Here is an 18153-nt window from a genome sequence, read left to right on the forward strand (position 1 = left end):
CCCGCCCCCAGCCGGCGCAGGCCAGGCGGCGCGCCGGCGGTGTTTCGGTTCTGGCCTGGTGGTCGACGACCGGCATTCTGCGCTTCCCCACAATGTTTCCCGCAGGATGAACCGACTGACCTGAATTCACGCCGTCGTCACGAAGCCGGTGCACCGGCATGCGATCGAGTTGAAAATATATGGACCGCCCGGCGGCTCGTCAATGACGCCAGTGGATCATCTTCTCCGTCAGCGACGGTAGGCGACTTGATGCCCGTTTCATCGTCGTCCGATCGTGTGGGCCTGTGAGGGTCCGGGCCGGTCGGCGGACTTGGCGGTGGCGCGTTGCGGGGTGACGCGATCCCGTACCGGGAACCGGACATGATGCGGGCAAGGGATGGCGATCCGGTGGCGGAAACGGTGCCCTTGCCTCCCTCCCGACACTCCATCGCCCGCCGATGGCGTACGGGTTATGGCCGCACGGGCCACCGCCTTCGGCGAGTGGCTGCGGATCGTTTCCGGCGCGCTGGAGCGTCAGGACGACGGCTCGCAAACGTCAACCGAGTATGGTTCAGGCCATATTCATGGACTCACGTCATGGAATCACCTCCACCGAAAGGGCCCCGACCCACTGACACCGGACATATGAGGCAAGATGCAAACGTGGTCCGAGGTGCAGTTGGTACCCACATGCACCTCCCGCGACCGCATTCCATGAATTCCTCATTCTCGGCGCGCGAGGTTGAAAGGCGGACCACATGGGCGAGTGTCACCGGCCGGGTGCCCGGGGTGTACACCTTCGACCGCCGGACGGGGGTCCTCCCTCATCACGGCCGCCGGTCACCGGACGCACCGTCACCGGCACTGTCCGTCCGGCAGACATTGACAAGCCGGCGATGCACTAAGAACATGGGCCCCACGTTGGAGCACTGCGACTTCACGCCATACGGCCTTTCCCGGCGGTATGGCGTATTTCTGTTCACGGCGCGTGGCGTACCGCAGCGAATCGCTCGCCGGCGGGCGCCCTGTGGATCTCTGCCTCCCGTCTCTCCCGGCGGCTCCGCGGCAGATCTCTCCTGCGCGACCCGCCCCTGCAGGCCGGCCGACCGCCTCCAGGCCCCGGTGGCCCGCTGCTCCCGTCAGCCGGACCTGTCCCACAACCTCATGCAAGGACGGCCGAGATGATCCACGGACGAGGCCTGCCCGAAGGCGCGCGCCGGGTCCCCTACGAAGACCCGGGCCAGCCGGATCACCGGAGTCCCCTCCGGTACCTCTGGTGGCTGACGACAAGTCAACGCAGGCGAGTGCTTCTCGGCACCACGTGGGGAACCACATGGATGTGCGCGCTCATGATCCCGCCGTACCTGATGTCGAAGACGATCGATGACGGACTCAGGGCCCGGGACACCAGCGCGCTGCTCCTCTGGATCGGCGCCCTGGTCGTCACGGGGGCCGTGGTCGCGATCCTCGGCATCCTGCGGCACCGCACCATGACGCTCATCCGTGTGGACGCGGCCTACCGCACGGTGCAGGTCGTCACACGCCACGTCACCCGCCTGGGATCGACGCTGCCCCGCCAGGTGTCCGCGGGCGAGCTCACACACCTCCAAGCCGGTGACACCAGCAGGATCGCGCAGACACTGACCATCACGGGCCCCGGCGTGGGTGCGGCCATCGCGTACGTCGCGACCGCGGTGCTCCTCTTCCAGATCTCGGCCGTTCTCGCCCTGGTGATCCTTCTCGGGGTCCCGGCTGTGGCGCTCACCGTCGGCCCCCTCCTGGGGAGACTGCACGGCGCCGAGAACCGTTACCGGGAGGATCAGGGAGCCCTGACCGCTCTGGCCGGCGACATGGTGGCCGGCCTGAGCGTCCTCAACGGGATCGGCGGCAAGCGCATGTTCGCCGGACGGTACCGGGAACGCTCCCAGGCCCTCGTGCCGCTCGGCTACCGCGTCGCCGCCATCACCAGCTGGGTCCAGGCACTCACCGCCTGCCTTCCCATGGTCTTTCTCGCCGTCGTGACCTGGATCAGTGCGCGGATGGCGGCCAGCGGGGCCATCACCGTGGGCGAACTGGTGGCGGTCTACGGATATGTCGCGGCCCTGCTCGGGCCAGTCTCGTTCCTCATCGAAGGGGCGGACGACCTGCCGCGCGGGCTCGTCTCCGCACGGAGGGTGATCGACATCCTGGCGCTCGCCCCGGCTCCCGAGGAACCGCGGACCCTAATCGACGCGCCGGCCACCCCCAGCCCGTTGCACGACCCCACGTCGGGCCTCGTGGTCGCGCCGGGAAAGGTCACGGCCCTGGTCGGCGCCCGCCCCGACGAGCCACGCGCCGTGGTGGACCGGCTGGCCGGCTACACCGGCTCCGACGTCTCCTGGGGGGAGACCCAGCTGTCCGAATGGGACCGCACCGCTCTGAGACAGCACATCCTGCTAGCGGACAACGACGCCTACGTGTTCGCAGGACCACTGCGTTCCGTCGTCTCCGGACGCGGCGAACATTCCAGCGAGGACATCTGGCGGGCGTTGCACGCCGCCGCCGCGGAGGACATCGTCGAAGCGCTGCCCGACGGGCTCGACAGCCACCTGGAGAACCAGGCGCGCAACGTCTCGGGGGGCCAGCGTCAGCGGCTGCAGTTGTCCCGGGCCCTGCTCGCCGATCCGGCGGTGCTCCTGCTCGTGGAGCCCACGTCCGCACTGGACGCGCACACGGAGGCGACCGTCGCCGGCTGGGTGGCACAGCACCGCGAGGGGCGGACCACCCTTGTCGTCAGCACCTCGCCACTCGTGCTCGGCCAGGCCGACGAAGTCGCCTACCTGGTGGACGGGAAGGTGCGGGCGACCGGCACGCACGGAGAACTCCTCGCCGGTCAGCCCGGATACGCGGAACTGGTGTTCCGCGGCAGCGCCGAAACCCCCGCCGAAGCCGCCGTGGCTCAGCTTGTGGAAGGACAGTCCCGATGAGCCGATCCGACGACACGCCCCGTCTGCCGGTCGCCGACGGCAGGACGGCACGCCGGGCAGGCTGGCAGCTGCTGAAGGACGACCCCCGTGCCGTCTGCGGGATGCTGCTGCTGACGTCTCTTGCCGCACTCGCCGGCGCGGCCGGTCCCTGGCTGCTGGGCCGCATCATCACCAGGTTCGAGGCGGGCGACCTGTCCGTGTCCCAGGTCGACGTACTGGCTGCCGCCGTGCTGGCCTTCGCAGCCGCCCAGTTGGTGCTGACGCGCTATGCGCGCGGTCTCTCCCACCGCTTCGGCGAGCGCGCGCTCGCCCGGCTCCGCGAGGAGGTCGTCGACCGGGCCCTGGCGCTGCCGGGGCGGGTCGCGGACGAGGTGGGCACCGGTGACCTGGTCACCCGCTCGACACTGGACGTCGCGACCGTGTCGGCCACGCTGCGCAACGCGGCCCCGGACATCTTCATCGCCTGCGTCCAGGTAGTGTTCATCTTCGCTGCGGTCTTCCTTCTGGACCCCCTGCTCGGGCTCTGCTCCATGGTGGGTCTGCCGCTCGTCTGGGTGGTGAGCCGTTGGTACCTCGCGCGCTCCCGCGACGCCTACCTCGCCGAGGGAGCAGCCGCCGGTGGAGTCGCCGAGATCCTCAACTCCACCGCGCACGGCGCACGCACCGTCGAGGCCTACGGGCTGCGTACACAGCAGAACAACGCCCTCGACCAGGCGATCAACAAGACCTACGGCGCCAGTACCCGCACCCTCTCCCTGCGGACTGTGCTGTTCCCGGTCACCGAGTTCGCGCACACCCTGCCCATGGCACTCGTCCTGCTCGTGGGCGGCCTCCGCTATCTCGACGGAGCCATCCCCCTGGGCACCGTGGTGGCGGGCAGCCTCTACATGTGGCAGTTGGTCGACCCGCTCAACCAGATGCTGATCTGGGTCGAGCAACTACAGCGCAGCGGGGCCTCGTTCGCACGTATCAAGGGCGTCGGACTGGTGTCACACACGCCGGACGCCCCGGTGCCGCCCCCTGCGGACGACCTCATCGAGGTCCAGGGCGTGCGGTACTCCTACCTCCCCGACCACGAGGTCCTCAAGGACGTCGAGCTCCAGGTCCGGCCCGGTGAACGGCTTGCGGTGGTGGGACGCTCCGGAGCCGGCAAGTCCACCCTCGGCAAGCTGATGTCCGGCGTGGACACCCCCGACACCGGCTCCATCCTGGTCGGCGGTGTTCCCGTCGCCGACCTGGCCGCGGCGGGCGAACTGGGCAACCGCATCGTCCTCATCACGCAACAGCACCACGTGTTCATGGGCACTCTCCGCGACAACATGATGATGGCCGCACCCGAGGCCGACGACGAGGCCATCCTCGCGGCACTGGCGCTGATGGAGGCGGACTGGGTGGCCGATCTGCCACAGGGGCTGGACACCATGCTGGGCTCGGGCGGCGTCGAGCTCAAGGCCGCACAGGCGCAGCAGCTCACCCTGGCCAGGGTGCACCTGGCGGATCCGCACACCCTGATCCTGGACGAGGCCACCTCGCTGCTCGACCCGACGACGGCCCGGCAGGCGGAGCGAGCGGTGGCCGCGGTCCGGTCGGACCGCACCGTCATCGCCATCGCCCACCGGCTCCAGACCGCACATGACGCCGATCGTGTCGCCGTCATGGAGTCCGGCCGCATCGTCGAACTGGGCACACACGACGAGCTGGTGGGCGCGGGCGGAGCGTACGCGGCGCTGTGGCGGTCGTGGAACGGCGAGAACTGAGCCTCCGATCGTCCGTACGCCCCCGGGGAGCCCTCTCCCCGGGGGCGTACTCGTGTCCACTCCCCCTGCTCGCCGCTCCCCCTGCTCCTCACCATCCGAGAACGACGCGAAGGAAATCAGCCGTGTACACCTCCGCCCCGAAGGAGCCCAGCATGCGCGCGAAGTTCCTCCTGGTCTGCATGCTCTGCCAGCGAGAGTTCGAAGCGGCGCCGATGTACCGATGTCCTGAGTGCACAGGAGCACTGGAACCTCGATACGACCTGTCCGGCATGGTCCGGCATGACCACGTCGACCCGGAGCAGGTCTATTTCGACCTGCTCCCGCTGACCTCGCGGGACTTCCTCGACAGCGGTGTGACCGTGCGGACCCCGTGCCGTCCCGCACCGCGCCTCGGCGAAGCCATCGGTGTCCCGGGGCTGTGGCTCAAGGACGAGTCCCGGCAGCCGACCCGTACCACCAAGGACCGGCTGGCCTCGCTGGTGACCGCCGTGCTGCGCCAGTTCGGAGTGAAGGAGTTCGTCGGCTCCAGCACGGGAAACAGCTCGACCGCACTGGCCCGGGCCGTACGCATGGACCCCATGATGCGAGCACGGTTCTTCTGCGGCAAGGAGTTCGTCGCCAACCACGACATACCTGACGACAGCCGGACCGCCCTCACCGTGGTGGACGGAAGCTATGTGGACGCCTCCGCCGAGGCCCGCAGGTACGCGGCGGAATCGGGCATCCACTTCGACGCGGGCTTCTTCAACTGGGCCCGCAGGGAGGGCCTCAAACTCGCCTACCTCGAGGCCTTCGACGCCATGGACCGCGCTCCGGACCTCGTCGTGCAGGCGATCAGCAGCGGCATGGGCATGCTCGCCGCCCACAAGGGTGCGCAGGAGTATCTGGCCCTGGGCGAGCTCTCGCGCATGCCGGCGTTCCTGATGGTCCAGGAGGAGTCCTGCGCCCCGTCCGCACGCGGCTGGCAGGAGGGCCGCACGGAGCTGTCGGACGCCCACCGGATCGAGGACCCCCGCGGACTGGCCACCGCCATCCTCCTCGGGGACGGCTCGCCCTACTACCCGTACCTGCACTCCATCGCCACCGCCACCGGCGGCGCCATCGTCTCCGCGGCGAGCGCGGACCTCGTCACGGCCCGCCGCATGCTGAGTGACCTGGAGGACATCGACGTCTGCCACGCATCGGCCGCCGCCATCGCCGCCGTACGCGACCGGGCCTCGTCGGGGCAGATCCGCCCGGACGAGACCGTCCTCGTCAACCTGACCGGCCGCAGCCGGATGATCGACGGCCTCTAGTGTCCTGCGCCAGGAATCCGGCTCGCGGACGCCGTCCACGAGCCACTCGTGGACGTTTCTGGCGCAGCACCTGGTCGAACCGGGCGTCCCCTGTCCGGTGCGCGCGGTCGGGCCGCAGTGCCCGGACGTCTCCGTACTACCGTCTTCCACGCACCACACAAGAGGCGCCTGCTGGACCCCGCCGGAGCCCGACCCGGTTCAATGGCCAGTCCGACGACAAGGGGAAGTGACGTCATGAGCGACACACCGGCTCACGACATGGCGGCAGAGACCCTGCCGGATCTGTTCGCGGCCCAGGTGGCCCGCACTCCCGACACGATCGCGCTGGTGTCCGGCGACGAGTCCATGACGTACGCCGAACTGGATGCCAGGGCGAACCGGATGGCACTGTCGCTGGTCGCCAAGGGGGCAGGACCCGGCACGGTCGTGGCGGTCTCGGTACCGCGCTCGGTGGAGCTGCTGGTCGCCCTGTACGCCGTGCACAGGGCCGGGGCGGCCTATCTGCCCGTCGACCCGCTGCTGCCTGCGGAGCGGGTTCGGATGATGGCCGAGGACGCCCGGCCGTTGCTGACGCTCGGCGTCGAGGACGTCCGGCGGCTGTCGGAGAAGGACGGGCTCACGGCCGCGGAGTGCGAACTCCGCTCGCCCCGCCCGTCGGATCTCGCCTACGTCATCTACACCTCCGGGTCGACCGGCCGGCCCAAGGGAGTGGCCGTCTCCCACGAGGCCATCGTCAACCGGCTGCGCTGGATGCAGTCCGAGTACCCGCTGGACCGCGACGACCGCGTCCTGCAGAAGACACCCGCCGGATTCGACGTATCCGTGTGGGAGTTCTTCTGGCCGTTGTGCGTCGGCGCGCGCCTGGTTCTGGCCGGGCAGGACGGGCACCGCGACCCCGCCCTGCTCGCCGGGGTGATCCAGACGCAGCGGATCACGACCGTGCACTTCGTACCGTCCATGCTGCGGCTCTTCCTCGAAGAGCCCGCCGCGGCCCGGTGCGCTTCACTGCGCCGGGTGTTCGCGAGCGGCGAGGCGCTCTCCGGTGAGCTGCGGTCGCGGTTCTTCCGCGTCCTGGATGCCGAACTGCACAATCTCTACGGGCCCACCGAGGCCGCGGTGGACGTGTCCTACTGGCGCTGTCGCCCCGGCGACCCGCCAGGCCCGGTCCCCATCGGAACCCCGGTCCCGAACACCGGGCTGTACGTCCTGGACACGGAGCTGCGCCGGGTCGCGCCCGGAGTGACGGGCGAGCTCTACATCTCGGGCCTCCAGCTCGCCCGTGGCTACGTCAACAGGCCGGCACTGACGGCGGAGCGCTTCGTACCCGATCCGTACGGTCCCGACGGCAGCCGGATGTACCGCACCGGAGACCTCGCCCGCTGGGACACGGACGGGGTCCTGCACTACGCCGGCCGTGGCGACCACCAGGTCAAGGTGGGGGGCGTACGCATCGAACTCGGCGAGGTCGAGGCGGCGTTGGCACGGCACGACGCAGTCGCCGAAGCGGTGGTGACGGCGGTGCCCGACGGGGCGGGCGAGACGCGTCTGACCGCCTATCTCGTACCGGATCCCCAAAGGGCCGGCGCACTGCGGAACCTGTGCCGCCTCGAACAGGCCGGTCTCGTCGACAGGGAGGAACTGCACACGCTGCCCAACGGGATGGCCGTCGCCGGTCCCAACCGGGCGGAGACGGACTTCCTGTACCGCGAGATCTTCGAGGAGGACGAGTATCTGCGGCACGGGGTCGTGCTGCCGGAGAGCGGAGCCTGCGTCTTCGACGTCGGCGCCCACATCGGGTTCTTCTCCCTCGCCGTCGCCCGCTCGTGTCCCGACAGCGTGGTCTACTCGTTCGAGCCGATACCTCAGCTGTTCCGCATGCTGGAACTCAACACCCGGCTGCACGGGGTCGACGCCAGGCTGTTCGCGTGCGGACTCGCCGAAGCGGCGGGCACGGCCTCGTTCACGTACTACCCACAACTGTCGATCATGTCCGGGCGGTTCGGCGACCTCGGCGAGGAACGGCAGGTCCTGGACGCCTTCGTACGCAACGAGCGCCCGGCACAGGAAGACCTCCCGCGGGGCGGTTCGGAGGAGGAGGACCTCGACAGTCTGCTCACCGAGCGGCTGCGGCACATCGATGTGACCTGTGATCTGCGCACGCTCTCGGACGTGATCGACGAGACCGGCGTCGAACGCATCGATCTGCTCAAGATCGACGCGGAGAAGAGCGAACGCGAGGTCCTGCTCGGGCTCCGCGACGAACACTGGGGCCTGGTCCGTCAGCTCGTGATCGAGGCGCACACCGCGTCTGGGCGGCTCGACTGGATTCAGGAGACCCTGGAAGCGCGGGGGTACCGGGTCACCGTCGACGGGCTGCGGATGCTCTCGGACACCGGCCTGGTCACCGTCTACGCCGTCCGCGACGATCTGCCCCGGCTGCCCGCACCCGCACACGGGACGAGCGCCACACCGGCGTCCTGCGCCCCGGGCTGGTCAGCCCCGGACCTGTACGTCGATGACGTGCGGCGGGAGGCGGAACTCCGGCTGCCCGCCCAGATGGTGCCGGACCACTTCGTGATCGTCGACGAGCTCCCCCTGACGGTCAACGGCAAGCTCGACCGCAGGGCGCTGCCGGCGCCCCGGCTCCGGCCCGCCGGAGTGACGGTCGCCCCGCGCGATGCCACCGAGGAACTGCTCTGCTCGCTGTTCGCCGATGTGCTCGGCATACCCGGCACGGGAGTGCACGACGACTTCTTCCGGCTGGGCGGCAACTCGTTCGACGCGATCCGCCTGGTGGCCCGTATCCGCGAGGCACTGGGTACCACTCTGACCGTGCGGAGCCTGTTCGAGGCCCCGACCGTGGCCGCCTTCGCGGAGCTGCTGGCCCGCGGCACCGGCGGGGACCCGCTCTCGGGCATCCTGCCGCTGCGCACCGGAGGCGCCCTGCCGCCGCTGTTCTGCCTGTATCCGGCGGCCGGGGTCGGATGGGTCTACTCGGGTCTTCTGCGGTTCACCGAGAGCGACCGGCCGGTGTACGCCCTCCAGGACGGCGGGCTGACCGGAGCCGATCCCGCGTCGGACGTCGAGGAGCTGGCGGAGAGCTGCGTACGCCGGATCCGGGCCATCCAGCCCACTGGCCCCTACCACCTGCTCGGCTGGTCGTTCGGCGGTCTCCTGGCGCAGGCGATCGCGACCCGTCTCCAGACGGCCGGTGAGACGGTGGCACTACTGGCGCTGCTCGACTCGTATCCCCTGCATCACCTCCCCGCCCCTGTCCTGAGCTCGGCCTCCGGCCTGCGTGAGCTCCTCGAATCACTGGGCGACGGCGACCCGGCACCGGGGGCCGCCGACGGTGTGCTCGCGGGCCTGGCGCAGGAGCAGGTCGACGCCATGGCGAGGGTGTTCAGGTCCAACGTCGGCCTCGCGCACGCCTTCCGCCCGACGGTGTTCGACGGCGACGTCCTGCTCTGGACCGCCACGGAGGGCAGGGGGGACGGGGCACCCGTCCCGGACGACTGGGCCCCGTACGTCACCGGGAGGATCCGGACGGTACAACTGGCCTGCAGTCACGGGGAGATGACGTCGCATCGGGCGCTGGACCGCATCGGTCCGCAGATCGCGGCGCTGCTCTCCGGCGGCCCGTGGCCCGGCGGCGACTGAGGACCGGGCAGCCCAGGATCAGACGAAGAAAGCAGAAAAAGGGGGGAGGCCCCAAGGTCATCGCGATGGCGATGACCTTGGGGCCCCCCCTTTTTCGTCGTTCCTGCGGCGGCTCCCGTGCCGGAGACGACGGGCTGCCTCGGATGCGCACTTCGCTCAGATGCGCACTTCGGCCGGCCTCCTGGGAAGGTCGTAGGTGCGCCGGATGCTGGAGCCGAGCCTGCCCATGTCGGCTCCGTACACATGAATGGACACGGTGGTGCACTCGGCCGAGTTCCGGACTTCGTGGATGTCGCCGGGCGGGACGATGAAGTCGACCTCTCCGGCCTCGTTCGTCGTGACGGCGACGGGAACGAGACAGGGCTTGGCACCGTCCTCCACGAGCCGGTAGCGGACCTCTTCCTCAGCCCCGACATAGGTGCCTGTCACGCACCAGGAGACGTGGTCGTGAATGGTGGTCCGCTGCCCGGGCAGCCATACCAGCGCGACGACGGAGAACGCCCCGCCGGGCTCCACATGCAGAACGTGCTGCTTGTAGGACCGCGGGTCCGGCTCCGACTGCTCCGGTGTCAGGAGGCCCTCGGCCAGGAGATGAGGGGCGACGGCTGCCGCGACGCGCCATCCGCTCCGCTCCGGATCGTCGGCTCCACCCGCTTGTACGGCCGCGCGGATGTCGGCGACGAGCCGTGCCAGCGACGAGGGGGAGGTCTTGGGGTGTTCACTCACGCGGATCGTCCCTTCCTGGTGTTCTCACTCGACCGGGAGCCCCTGTCGGCGGCGTCGGGTCACACCCCGAGGCCTTCCAGCGTGCGCAGTGCGTCGAGCAGGCCCGTCCGGTCGTCGTCGCTCCGTCGCATGGTCGTCACGACCGTGGCGTCGGTGCCGGAGTCCTCGACGCTCTGCTGAAGGGCGGGGGCGAGGACGGGATGGGCGCTGATCTCGACCAGGACGTCGTTCTCGCGCAGCAGCCGGCTGACGGCGTCGGAGAGGAGGACGGGATGGCGCAGGTTGCCTGCGAAGTAGCCGGCGGTGGCCTGCTGCCAGTCGAGCTCCTCGCCCGTCACCGAGGACACCATCGGGATGCGGCCCGGCTTGGGAGTCAGGGTGCCGACGGCGCGTTCGAGGTCGGCCATGATCGGGTCGATGGCCGGGCTGTGGGCGGGCAGGTCGACGCGGACCATGGCGCACAGGACGTCGCGGTCCTGGAGTTCGGCCACGATCGCCTCGAGGACCGGGCGCTCGCCGGCCAGGATGGTGGTCCTGGGGCCGTTGCGGGCCGCGATGGAGACGCCTTCGCGCAGGTGCGGGGTGAGATCGGCCGCGGACAGCTCGAACGCGGCCATGCCGCAGGCCGGGCCCGCCACCCTGCGCTGCTGGTCGCTGTAATGGTGGACGAGCCGGGCCGCGTCGGGGATGTCGAGTATGCCCGCGATGACACAGGCGGCGATCTCGCCGATGCTGTGGCCCGCGACGGCGGACGGCAGCACGCCCTTGGACTCCAGCCAGCGGGCGATGCCCACCTGCACGGCGAAGATGATGGGCTGCATCACCCCGACGTCACCCGTCCTGGCGTCCGGTTCGTCGAGGAAGAGCTCATGCACCAGGGACCAGCCCGTGTGCCGGGCCAGTTCCCTGTCGCACTCCTCGAGGACCGTACGGAAAGCGGGTTCGGCCCGGAACAGGGTCCGCCCCATACCGACCCACTGCTGGCCGTAGGGGGAACAGACGTAAGCGGCCCGCAGCGCGATCTCGGTGGAGGGCACGGACTCGGCAGGCAGGCTTTGGACCGGCTCCTGCACGGGAGCCCGGTCGAGTTCGCTCAGCCGCAGTTGCGGAGCCGTGGCCACCACGCGCAGCAGGTCGCTGAAATCCTGCGACAGTCGCTCGGCGTCCGCGGGCGTGAACAGGTCGAGAGCGTAGGTGAGGCTGGCGTCGATGCCGGCCGGCGTGCGACGGTCGGCGAAGCGCTCGAACAGCTCGAAGCGCAGGTCGAAGCGGGTGATTCCCTCGTCCACGGGTTCGGTCCGCACGGCGAGACCGGGCATCTCGAGTTCGGCGATCGCGTTGTTCTGGAACGCGAGCATCACCTGGATCAGCGGGTGCCAGGCAGGTGACCGAGGAGGGTTGAGGGCCTGGACGAGGTGGTCGAACGGCACTTCCTGGTGGGCGAAGGCCGCCAGGTCCGTGCTGCGAACCCTGGACAGCAGCTCGCGGAAGGTGGGGTCGCGGTCGGTCCTGGTCCGCAGTACCAGGGTGTTGACGAAGAATCCCACGAGGTCGTCGAGTCCCTCGTCGGTGCGCCCTGCGGTGGGGATGCCGATCGCGATGTCGGTGCCGGCGCCCCGCCGGGTGAGCAGCGCCGCGAGGGCGGCCTGCACGACCATGAACACGCTGGTGCCGGTCTCACGAGCCAGTTGCTGCAGCGCCTGGTGGGTCGACTGCGGAATCCGCGTGGCGACCCGGCCACCCCGGTGGGAGGGGGCGTCCGGCCGGGCGGCGGCCGCGTCGATCTGCAGCCGGTCGCTCAGCCCCTCCAGCTCCGCGCGCCAGAACGCCGTCTCCCTGTTGAGCAGGCTGTTCGGGTCGTCCTCGTCGCCGAGGAGTTCGTTCTGCCAGAGCGTGTAGTCGACGTACTGCACGGGGAGTTCGTCCCAGTCCGGCTCCTGCCCGCTGCGGCGCGCGGAGTACGCGCATGCCAGATCCCGGTTGAGCGGCGCCAGCGACCAGCCGTCGCAGGCAATGTGATGGACAGTCAGCAACAGCACGTGCTCGTCGGGACCCAGCCGGAACAGGTGACAGCGCAACACCGTCTCGGCTGTGAGGTCGAAGGCGTAACCGGCCTCCACGCTCAGGGCCTCGGGCAGCTCCGCCTCGGTGACGTCGGTGACCGGCAGTTCGACCGGCGCCTCGTCAGGGTCGAGGACGATCTGCTGGGGCTGTCCGTCCCAGTTCGGACAGGCCGTGCGCAGGCTCTCGTGCCGTGTCACCAGGTCCCCGAGGGCACTGCGCAGGGCGGGCAGGTCGAGCTCGCCGCGCAGCCGGTAGGCGATGGGCATGTTGTAGTGCCCCGCCGCGCCGTGCAACCGGTTCAGGAACCACAGCCGGCGCTGGGTCTGCGAGAGCGGGATCTGTTCCGGGCGGCCGGTGCGCCGCAGGGGCGGGCGCCGGCTGCCGGTGCCGTTCTTCAGGCGCTCGGCGAGCTGGGCGACGGTCGGGGCCTCGAAGACCGTACGCATCGGGACGTCGACCCCCAGGGCCGCCCGGACACGGATGGCGAGCCGGGTGGCCAGCAGGGAGTGACCGCCCAGCGCGAAGAAGGAGTCGTCGACGGTGACCCGGTCCACTCCGAGGACCTGGGCGAACACGGCGCAGAGGATTTCCTCCTGCTGGTTGCGCGGGTCACGGCCCTTGCTCTCGTTCACCGTCAGCTCCCGACGACGGCCGAGCGCACCTGGGCCGGCCACTCGGCGCTGTCCAGGCCGTACTGGCAGAGGAAGGCGTAGACGAGTCGCTCCAGACCGAAGCCGACGCAGCCGCTGCGGATCGGGCCGTTCGCACCGTGGTCGATGCCGAAGGCCTTGCCGAAGAGGTCGTCGTGGAAGTTGAAGGAGCCGACGGCGATCGTCCGGTCCGGCGCGACGTCCAGCCGCAGTTCGTACTTGAGCTCCAGCAGACGCTGGGACCAGATGCGTTCCGAGGTGTCCGTGCCGCAGAAGAACGGGTCGTTCCCCACCTCGCAGAAGCCGCTCATACCGAGCGTCTCGACGAAGGCGAAGACCTTGCGCATGAACCGCTCCCGGGAGTTCAGCACGTCTTCCCGGGCACCCATGAAGACGATCTCCCGGATGGTGAAGTCCCAGAGACGCTCCAGCGTCGTGGAGTACGCCGCCTCGAATCGGAACGACTTGCCGCGGGAGGTGACGACGTGCAGCCGGTCCGCCTCCACCGTCCGTCCTCCGTACTGCTGGAACGTGTGGTAGCACATCGTCGGCGGCAGACAGTAGTCGACGTTCCCGCAGGAGCCGAGTACCCCGGAATCGAGGCCGTTGCCGGCGTACGAGTCCTGGAAGTCGCGGTAGACGTCAAGGTCGTTGCGCAGCCGGGTGACGAACATCAGGTGCTGCGGGAAGGACTTCATGTATCCGGCCGTTTCCAGGGCCTTGGTCCGGATCAGTGTCGGGTACCGGTACTCCCGGGCGTCGAAGTCCTCGGCCAGCAGGTCGCAGACGGCCTTGTCGAAGTACGTGAAGAGGGAGAGCAGCGGCTCTCCGAGGGCCACCTGGCCCTCGCCCACCTCGGTCACCGCGCCGGACTCCGCGAGGAGGCCGAATATGTCGCCCTGCGGTGCGCGCCGGTTCGGCGAGGTCCAGACCGACCTGGCCGGGGTCACCCGCTGCTTGCGGACGTCGTTGTTCACCATGTAGTCGACCTTGGCGGTCAGGGCGGCGTGATCGAGCGGCTCCGGCGAGTACAGGACCATGCCGTGCACCTCGTGGTCCTTCACGACCAGTTCGTAGCCGGTGATCTCGGGCGACACGAAGTAGAGGCGGCGCTCGATCTCGGCGGCCAGCGCCTCGGGGACCGGACTCTGCAGTTCGATCCGGGTCAGGGCGTCGTTCGGGTGCTTCATGGTGATTGCTTCCTCGCCGGTAGGGAGAACGGGCCCGGCGCACGCCGGCTCAATACCGCCGCGCGCCGGGAAGGGCCTAGGGCCTGTCGTTCGGATCATGCTGGGCTCGCGTGCCCTGGCACCGCACCTCGCAGCGTTGTCGTCAGTCTTCCCCAAGCTCTCGGCTTCGCTCGAGCAGGGGAGACCCCAACCGCTCCGCGTGGGCTCCTTTCTCCGCTCACGATGCACGGCGCCAGGCCCCGCTCCCTGATCCAGCCTGATCCGAACGAAAGCCCCTAGACCGCTGCCTTGGAAGTGACCAGGCGGACAAGGCCGTCGACGGTACGGAAGTTGTCGAAGTCCATGTCCTCCGGCCCGAGGCTCATCCCGAATTCCTTCTCCAGGAACAGCGCGAGCTGCATGGCGAAGAGGGAGTTGACGTAGCCGAGGGCGAATATGTCATCGCTGTCGGCCAGGGGCCGGCCCGCCAGTTGCGGGATGAGGAATGCGCGGACCCGGGCACGGGCGTCGTCGTGCGTCATTGAGGCGTGTCTCCTTCGTACTTTCGGTGGGACGGAAATGTCAGTAGGTGTAGAAGCCCTGGCCCGACTTGCGGCCCAGCAGCCGGGCGTCGACCATCTTCTGGAGCAGCGGGGCCGGGCGGAACTTGCTGTCCCGGAAGCTCTCGTACAGGACCGTGAGGGAATTCAGGATCGTGTCGAGGCCGATCAGATCGCCGGTCTCCAGCGGTCCCATCTTGTGACCGAAGCACTCACGGAACATCTTGTCGACGTCCTCGGCCGAGGCGATCTGTTCGTGGACGCAGAAGATGGCCTCGTTGATGGTCACCATGAGGACCCGGTTGGTGATGAAACCCGGGGAGTCCTGAACGACGATCCCCTCCTTGCCGAGGTCCTTGAGCACGCCCCTGGTGATGTCCAGCGTCTCCTCGGAGGTGAAGTGGCCGCTGACCACCTCGACCGCGCTCATCATCGGAACGGGGTTCATGAAATGCAGCCCGAGGATCTCGGCCGGACGCTTGGTGACCGAGGCGACCCGGGTGATCGGCACCGCCGAGGTGTTGACCCCGAAGATCACGCCGGGACGGCAGATGGCGTCGATCTGCTCGTAGACCGCGCGCTTGATGTCCCAGTTCTCCGTGACGTTCTCGACCACGAAGTCGGCGTCGGCCAAGGGCGCGTACTCGGTGCTGGTGCGAATCCGGGAGAGTACGGTCTCGGCGCTCTCCTGCGCCTGCTGCCCGAGGAGCATGGCGTGGACCAGTACGTCCCGCCGGATCTGGGCGAGCGCGCTGTCGAGCTGCTCCTGCGAGATGTCCACCAGGATCACCTCGAACTTCGCCTGCGCGAACGACTGGGCGACGCCGCGGCCGATCGTTCCTGCGCCGATCACGCCTACGGTACGGATACTCACTCGATACCACCTTCTGAGGTTGCGGATAGGGGGTGCTCCGGGGGCTTCCGGGGCATTCCAGTCAGATTTGGGGACGGCGTGGAGCATCGCGGTGGAGACGTTCCGCTCGTGCCGGCGGGGGCCCTGTCAGGAACCGGTCCGTGTCGCTCAGACCGTGCGCCCGGCAGCGGCGGGGTGCGCGACGTTGCCGCTCCAGTCGCCGAGCATCGACTGGTGCAGCTGCGTCGTCCCCTCGATGATCTCCATGACCTTGGCGTCCCGGAACAGCCGTCCGACCGGCGAGTCTCCTCCGATGCCGTACGCCCCGAGCACCTGGACCGCGTCCGCCGCCACCCGGTTCGCAGTGGTCGAGGCGAAGTACTTCGCCATCAGCGTCCGGTTCACGGCGTCCATGCCGCCCGCGTCCTTGACGCTTCCGGCCTCCAGACACATCAGCCGGGACGCGGTGGCGCCGGTGAGCATGTCGGCGAGCATCCGCTGCACCAGCTGGTGGTCGATGATCGCTGTCCCGTACTGCTCACGCTTCCGCGCGTAAGCGGACGCCTCTTCCAGGCATGCCTGAGCGAGCCCGACGCAGCCCCAGGCGGTGCTGTACCGGCCGATGTCGAGCGCGGTCGAAGCGACGAACACCAGCCCGGAGCCTGGCTGGCCCACCATCGAACTCGCCGGAATGCGACAGTCGTCGAAGGTGATTTCGCCGAGCGACGAGCCACGCAGACCCAGCAGACCCTGCAGTGCCCCGATCCGGAGCCCCGGGGTCTCCCGCTCGACGAGGAAGGCGGTGTGCCGCCCCTCGTACTGAGCGAAGACCAGGAACACGTCGGCGATCTCACCGAAGCTGATCCACTTCTTGACGCCCCGCAGAACGATGTCGGATCCGTCGGCGCGGGCCTGTGTCTCCACGCTCTTGGCATCGCTGCCGACCTTCGGCTCGGTGAGCGCGAAGGCGGCGATGGCCTCGCCCGACCTGATGCTCCTGAGCCAACGGTCCTTCTGCTCCTGGGTCCCCCACTTCCAGATGGAGTGGGACACCATGTCGGCGCATGCCACGAAGTTGCGGACGTTCTGGCAGGTACGGCCCATCTCCTCGGCCATCAGGCCGTAGCTCACCATGTCCAGGGAGGAGCCGCCCCACTCCTCGGGCAGCAGCGAGGAGAGCCAGCCCGCGCTGCCGAGTTCCTTGATCAGGTCCCGTGACAAGACCTGCCGTTCATCGGCGGTCCCGGCCTCGGGGGCTATGAATGCGTCGGCGAACTCCCGGAACGATGCCCAGGTCTGCATCTGCCGGTCGGTGAGTCGGCTGGTCATCGGGGCAGTTCCTCGCTGTCGGGGAGAAGGGATCGCTTGTCTTCGGTGGACTCGCACCCGAGGTGCAGTGCCAGCTTCGTCAGCAGCTCTTCCTCGGAGTCACGCAGGAAGAAGTGATCTCCGGCGATCTCCTCGGCTGCGAAGGAACCACTGCTGTAAGAAGCCCACTCACCCACCGATTCCGGCGGAACGTCCTGGTCGTCGGCGCCGTGGAACACGGATACCGGACACGGCAGAGGAGTGATCTGCGGCGCCCTGTAGTGGTCCAGGATCGTGTAGTCCGCCCGGATGGTCGGAAGGTAGAGCTCCATGAGTTCCTCGTTCTCGAGGAGCTCCTCAGGTGTGCCGCGCAACTTCCGCAGACGTTCGGTGAACTCCTCGTCCGAGAGGTCATAGTTGGTCTCGACCGGGGTGGCCTCGTGCGGGGCCAGACACGCGGAGACGAGCAGGCGCTGCGGCGCGGGAAAGCCGCGGGCCGCGAGGTGCCGGGTGAGCTCGAAGGCCAGTACGCCGCCGAAGCTGTGGCCGAACAGGGCGTAGGGCGTGTGCCGTGCCTCGTCCATGCCGCCGGTCAGGTCCTCGAGCAGGGCGGACATCCCGGTCAGCGCCGGTTCGGACCAGCGCGCCCCTCTTCCGGGAAGTTCCAGCGGTCTCACCGTCACCGAGGAAGGCATCCTGCTGTTCCAGTCCGCGTACATCCGCGCCGAAGCACCCGCGTACGGAAGGCAGTACAGCGTCAGGGCCGACGTTCCGCCGGCCGTCGGCGCCGGCCCGGACGGGAGGCCGGCAGCGCCTATCCCGAGGAGCCCGCCCACCGTGGGATTGTCGTGGATCTGCCGCAGCGGAACAGCGTGGCCGAGCGCTTTGACAAGCCGTCGTTGCAGTGCGACGGCCAGAATGGAGTTTCCACCGGCTTCGAAGAAGTTCTCGTCGTCCGAGGCGGGTTCGGCTTCGAGTGTGTCGCGCCACGCCTGCAGGACAGCAGTACGGATCGTTTCCGTCTCAGGATTCATCGCATGCGCTTTCGTTACAGGTCGGCATGGCCAGGCCGGCACGGTCGGTCCCGCCGGAGCTGTTCCGGGGTAGTGACCGTCCGACGCGGGTCCTGCTCGGGCGGTGGCTCGTCGGCAGCCGCGTACGGCGTG

General features: G+C 69.1%; 10 protein-coding genes and 1 pseudogene. 4 read left to right on the top strand and 7 right to left on the bottom strand.

What is annotated here, in order from left to right:
• Positions 1–1328 precede the first annotated feature (1328 nt).
• The 4 genes and pseudogenes from BFF76_RS10515 to BFF76_RS10530 form a co-directional block, all read left to right on the top strand.
• A complete protein-coding gene (locus BFF76_RS10515) occupies positions 1329–2945 on the top strand; it encodes an ABC transporter ATP-binding protein (protein ID WP_244167250.1) in 1617 nt (538 codons plus the stop codon).
• The gene (locus BFF76_RS10520) at positions 2942–4702 is read left to right on the top strand and encodes an ABC transporter ATP-binding protein (RefSeq protein WP_053929976.1); all 1761 of its coding nucleotides are present in this window, start codon (positions 2942–2944) and stop codon (positions 4700–4702) included. The genes BFF76_RS10515 and BFF76_RS10520 overlap by 4 nt, the downstream gene beginning before the upstream one ends.
• A gap of 152 nt (positions 4703–4854) precedes the next feature.
• Complete coding sequence (locus tag BFF76_RS10525; protein WP_141695584.1) at positions 4855–5997, top strand: threonine synthase; 1143 nt, start codon at positions 4855–4857, stop codon at positions 5995–5997.
• A 249-nt stretch (positions 5998–6246) separates the two neighbouring features.
• Positions 6247–9657: pseudogene (locus BFF76_RS10530) on the top strand (amino acid adenylation domain-containing protein); the annotation flags it as partial.
• Between the two features lie 156 nt (positions 9658–9813).
• Here the strand turns inward: BFF76_RS10530 and BFF76_RS10535 are convergent.
• From BFF76_RS10535 to BFF76_RS10565, 7 genes are all read right to left on the bottom strand, one after another.
• Entirely contained in the window at positions 9814–10383 is a 570-nt protein-coding gene (locus tag BFF76_RS10535; protein WP_244167251.1) for a cysteine dioxygenase family protein, read from the bottom strand.
• A gap of 59 nt (positions 10384–10442) precedes the next feature.
• On the bottom strand, positions 10443–13079 hold the full coding sequence (locus tag BFF76_RS10540) for a condensation domain-containing protein (RefSeq protein ID WP_141695585.1): 2637 nt from the start codon (positions 13077–13079) through the stop codon (positions 10443–10445).
• A gap of 2 nt (positions 13080–13081) precedes the next feature.
• Positions 13082–14287, bottom strand: coding sequence for a class-II aminoacyl-tRNA synthetase family protein (locus tag BFF76_RS32670; RefSeq protein WP_053929971.1), 1206 nt, complete (start codon positions 14285–14287; stop codon positions 13082–13084).
• Between the two features lie 275 nt (positions 14288–14562).
• Complete coding sequence (locus tag BFF76_RS10550; protein WP_031096896.1) at positions 14563–14808, bottom strand: acyl carrier protein; 246 nt, start codon at positions 14806–14808, stop codon at positions 14563–14565.
• A 40-nt stretch (positions 14809–14848) separates the two neighbouring features.
• Positions 14849–15700 (bottom strand): 3-hydroxyacyl-CoA dehydrogenase family protein, encoded by an 852-nt coding sequence (locus BFF76_RS10555; protein ID WP_065848066.1) that lies wholly within the window; start codon positions 15698–15700, stop codon positions 14849–14851.
• 147 nt (positions 15701–15847) lie between these two features.
• On the bottom strand, positions 15848–17008 hold the full coding sequence (locus tag BFF76_RS10560) for an acyl-CoA dehydrogenase family protein (protein ID WP_031096900.1): 1161 nt from the start codon (positions 17006–17008) through the stop codon (positions 15848–15850).
• On the bottom strand, positions 17005–18021 hold the full coding sequence (locus BFF76_RS10565) for an alpha/beta fold hydrolase (RefSeq protein ID WP_079122359.1): 1017 nt from the start codon (positions 18019–18021) through the stop codon (positions 17005–17007). The genes BFF76_RS10560 and BFF76_RS10565 overlap by 4 nt, the downstream gene beginning before the upstream one ends.
• Between the last annotated feature and the right edge of the window lie 132 nt (positions 18022–18153).

The organism is Streptomyces mutomycini (assembly GCF_001700505.1).
Classification (GTDB): domain Bacteria; phylum Actinomycetota; class Actinomycetes; order Streptomycetales; family Streptomycetaceae; genus Streptomyces; species Streptomyces mutomycini.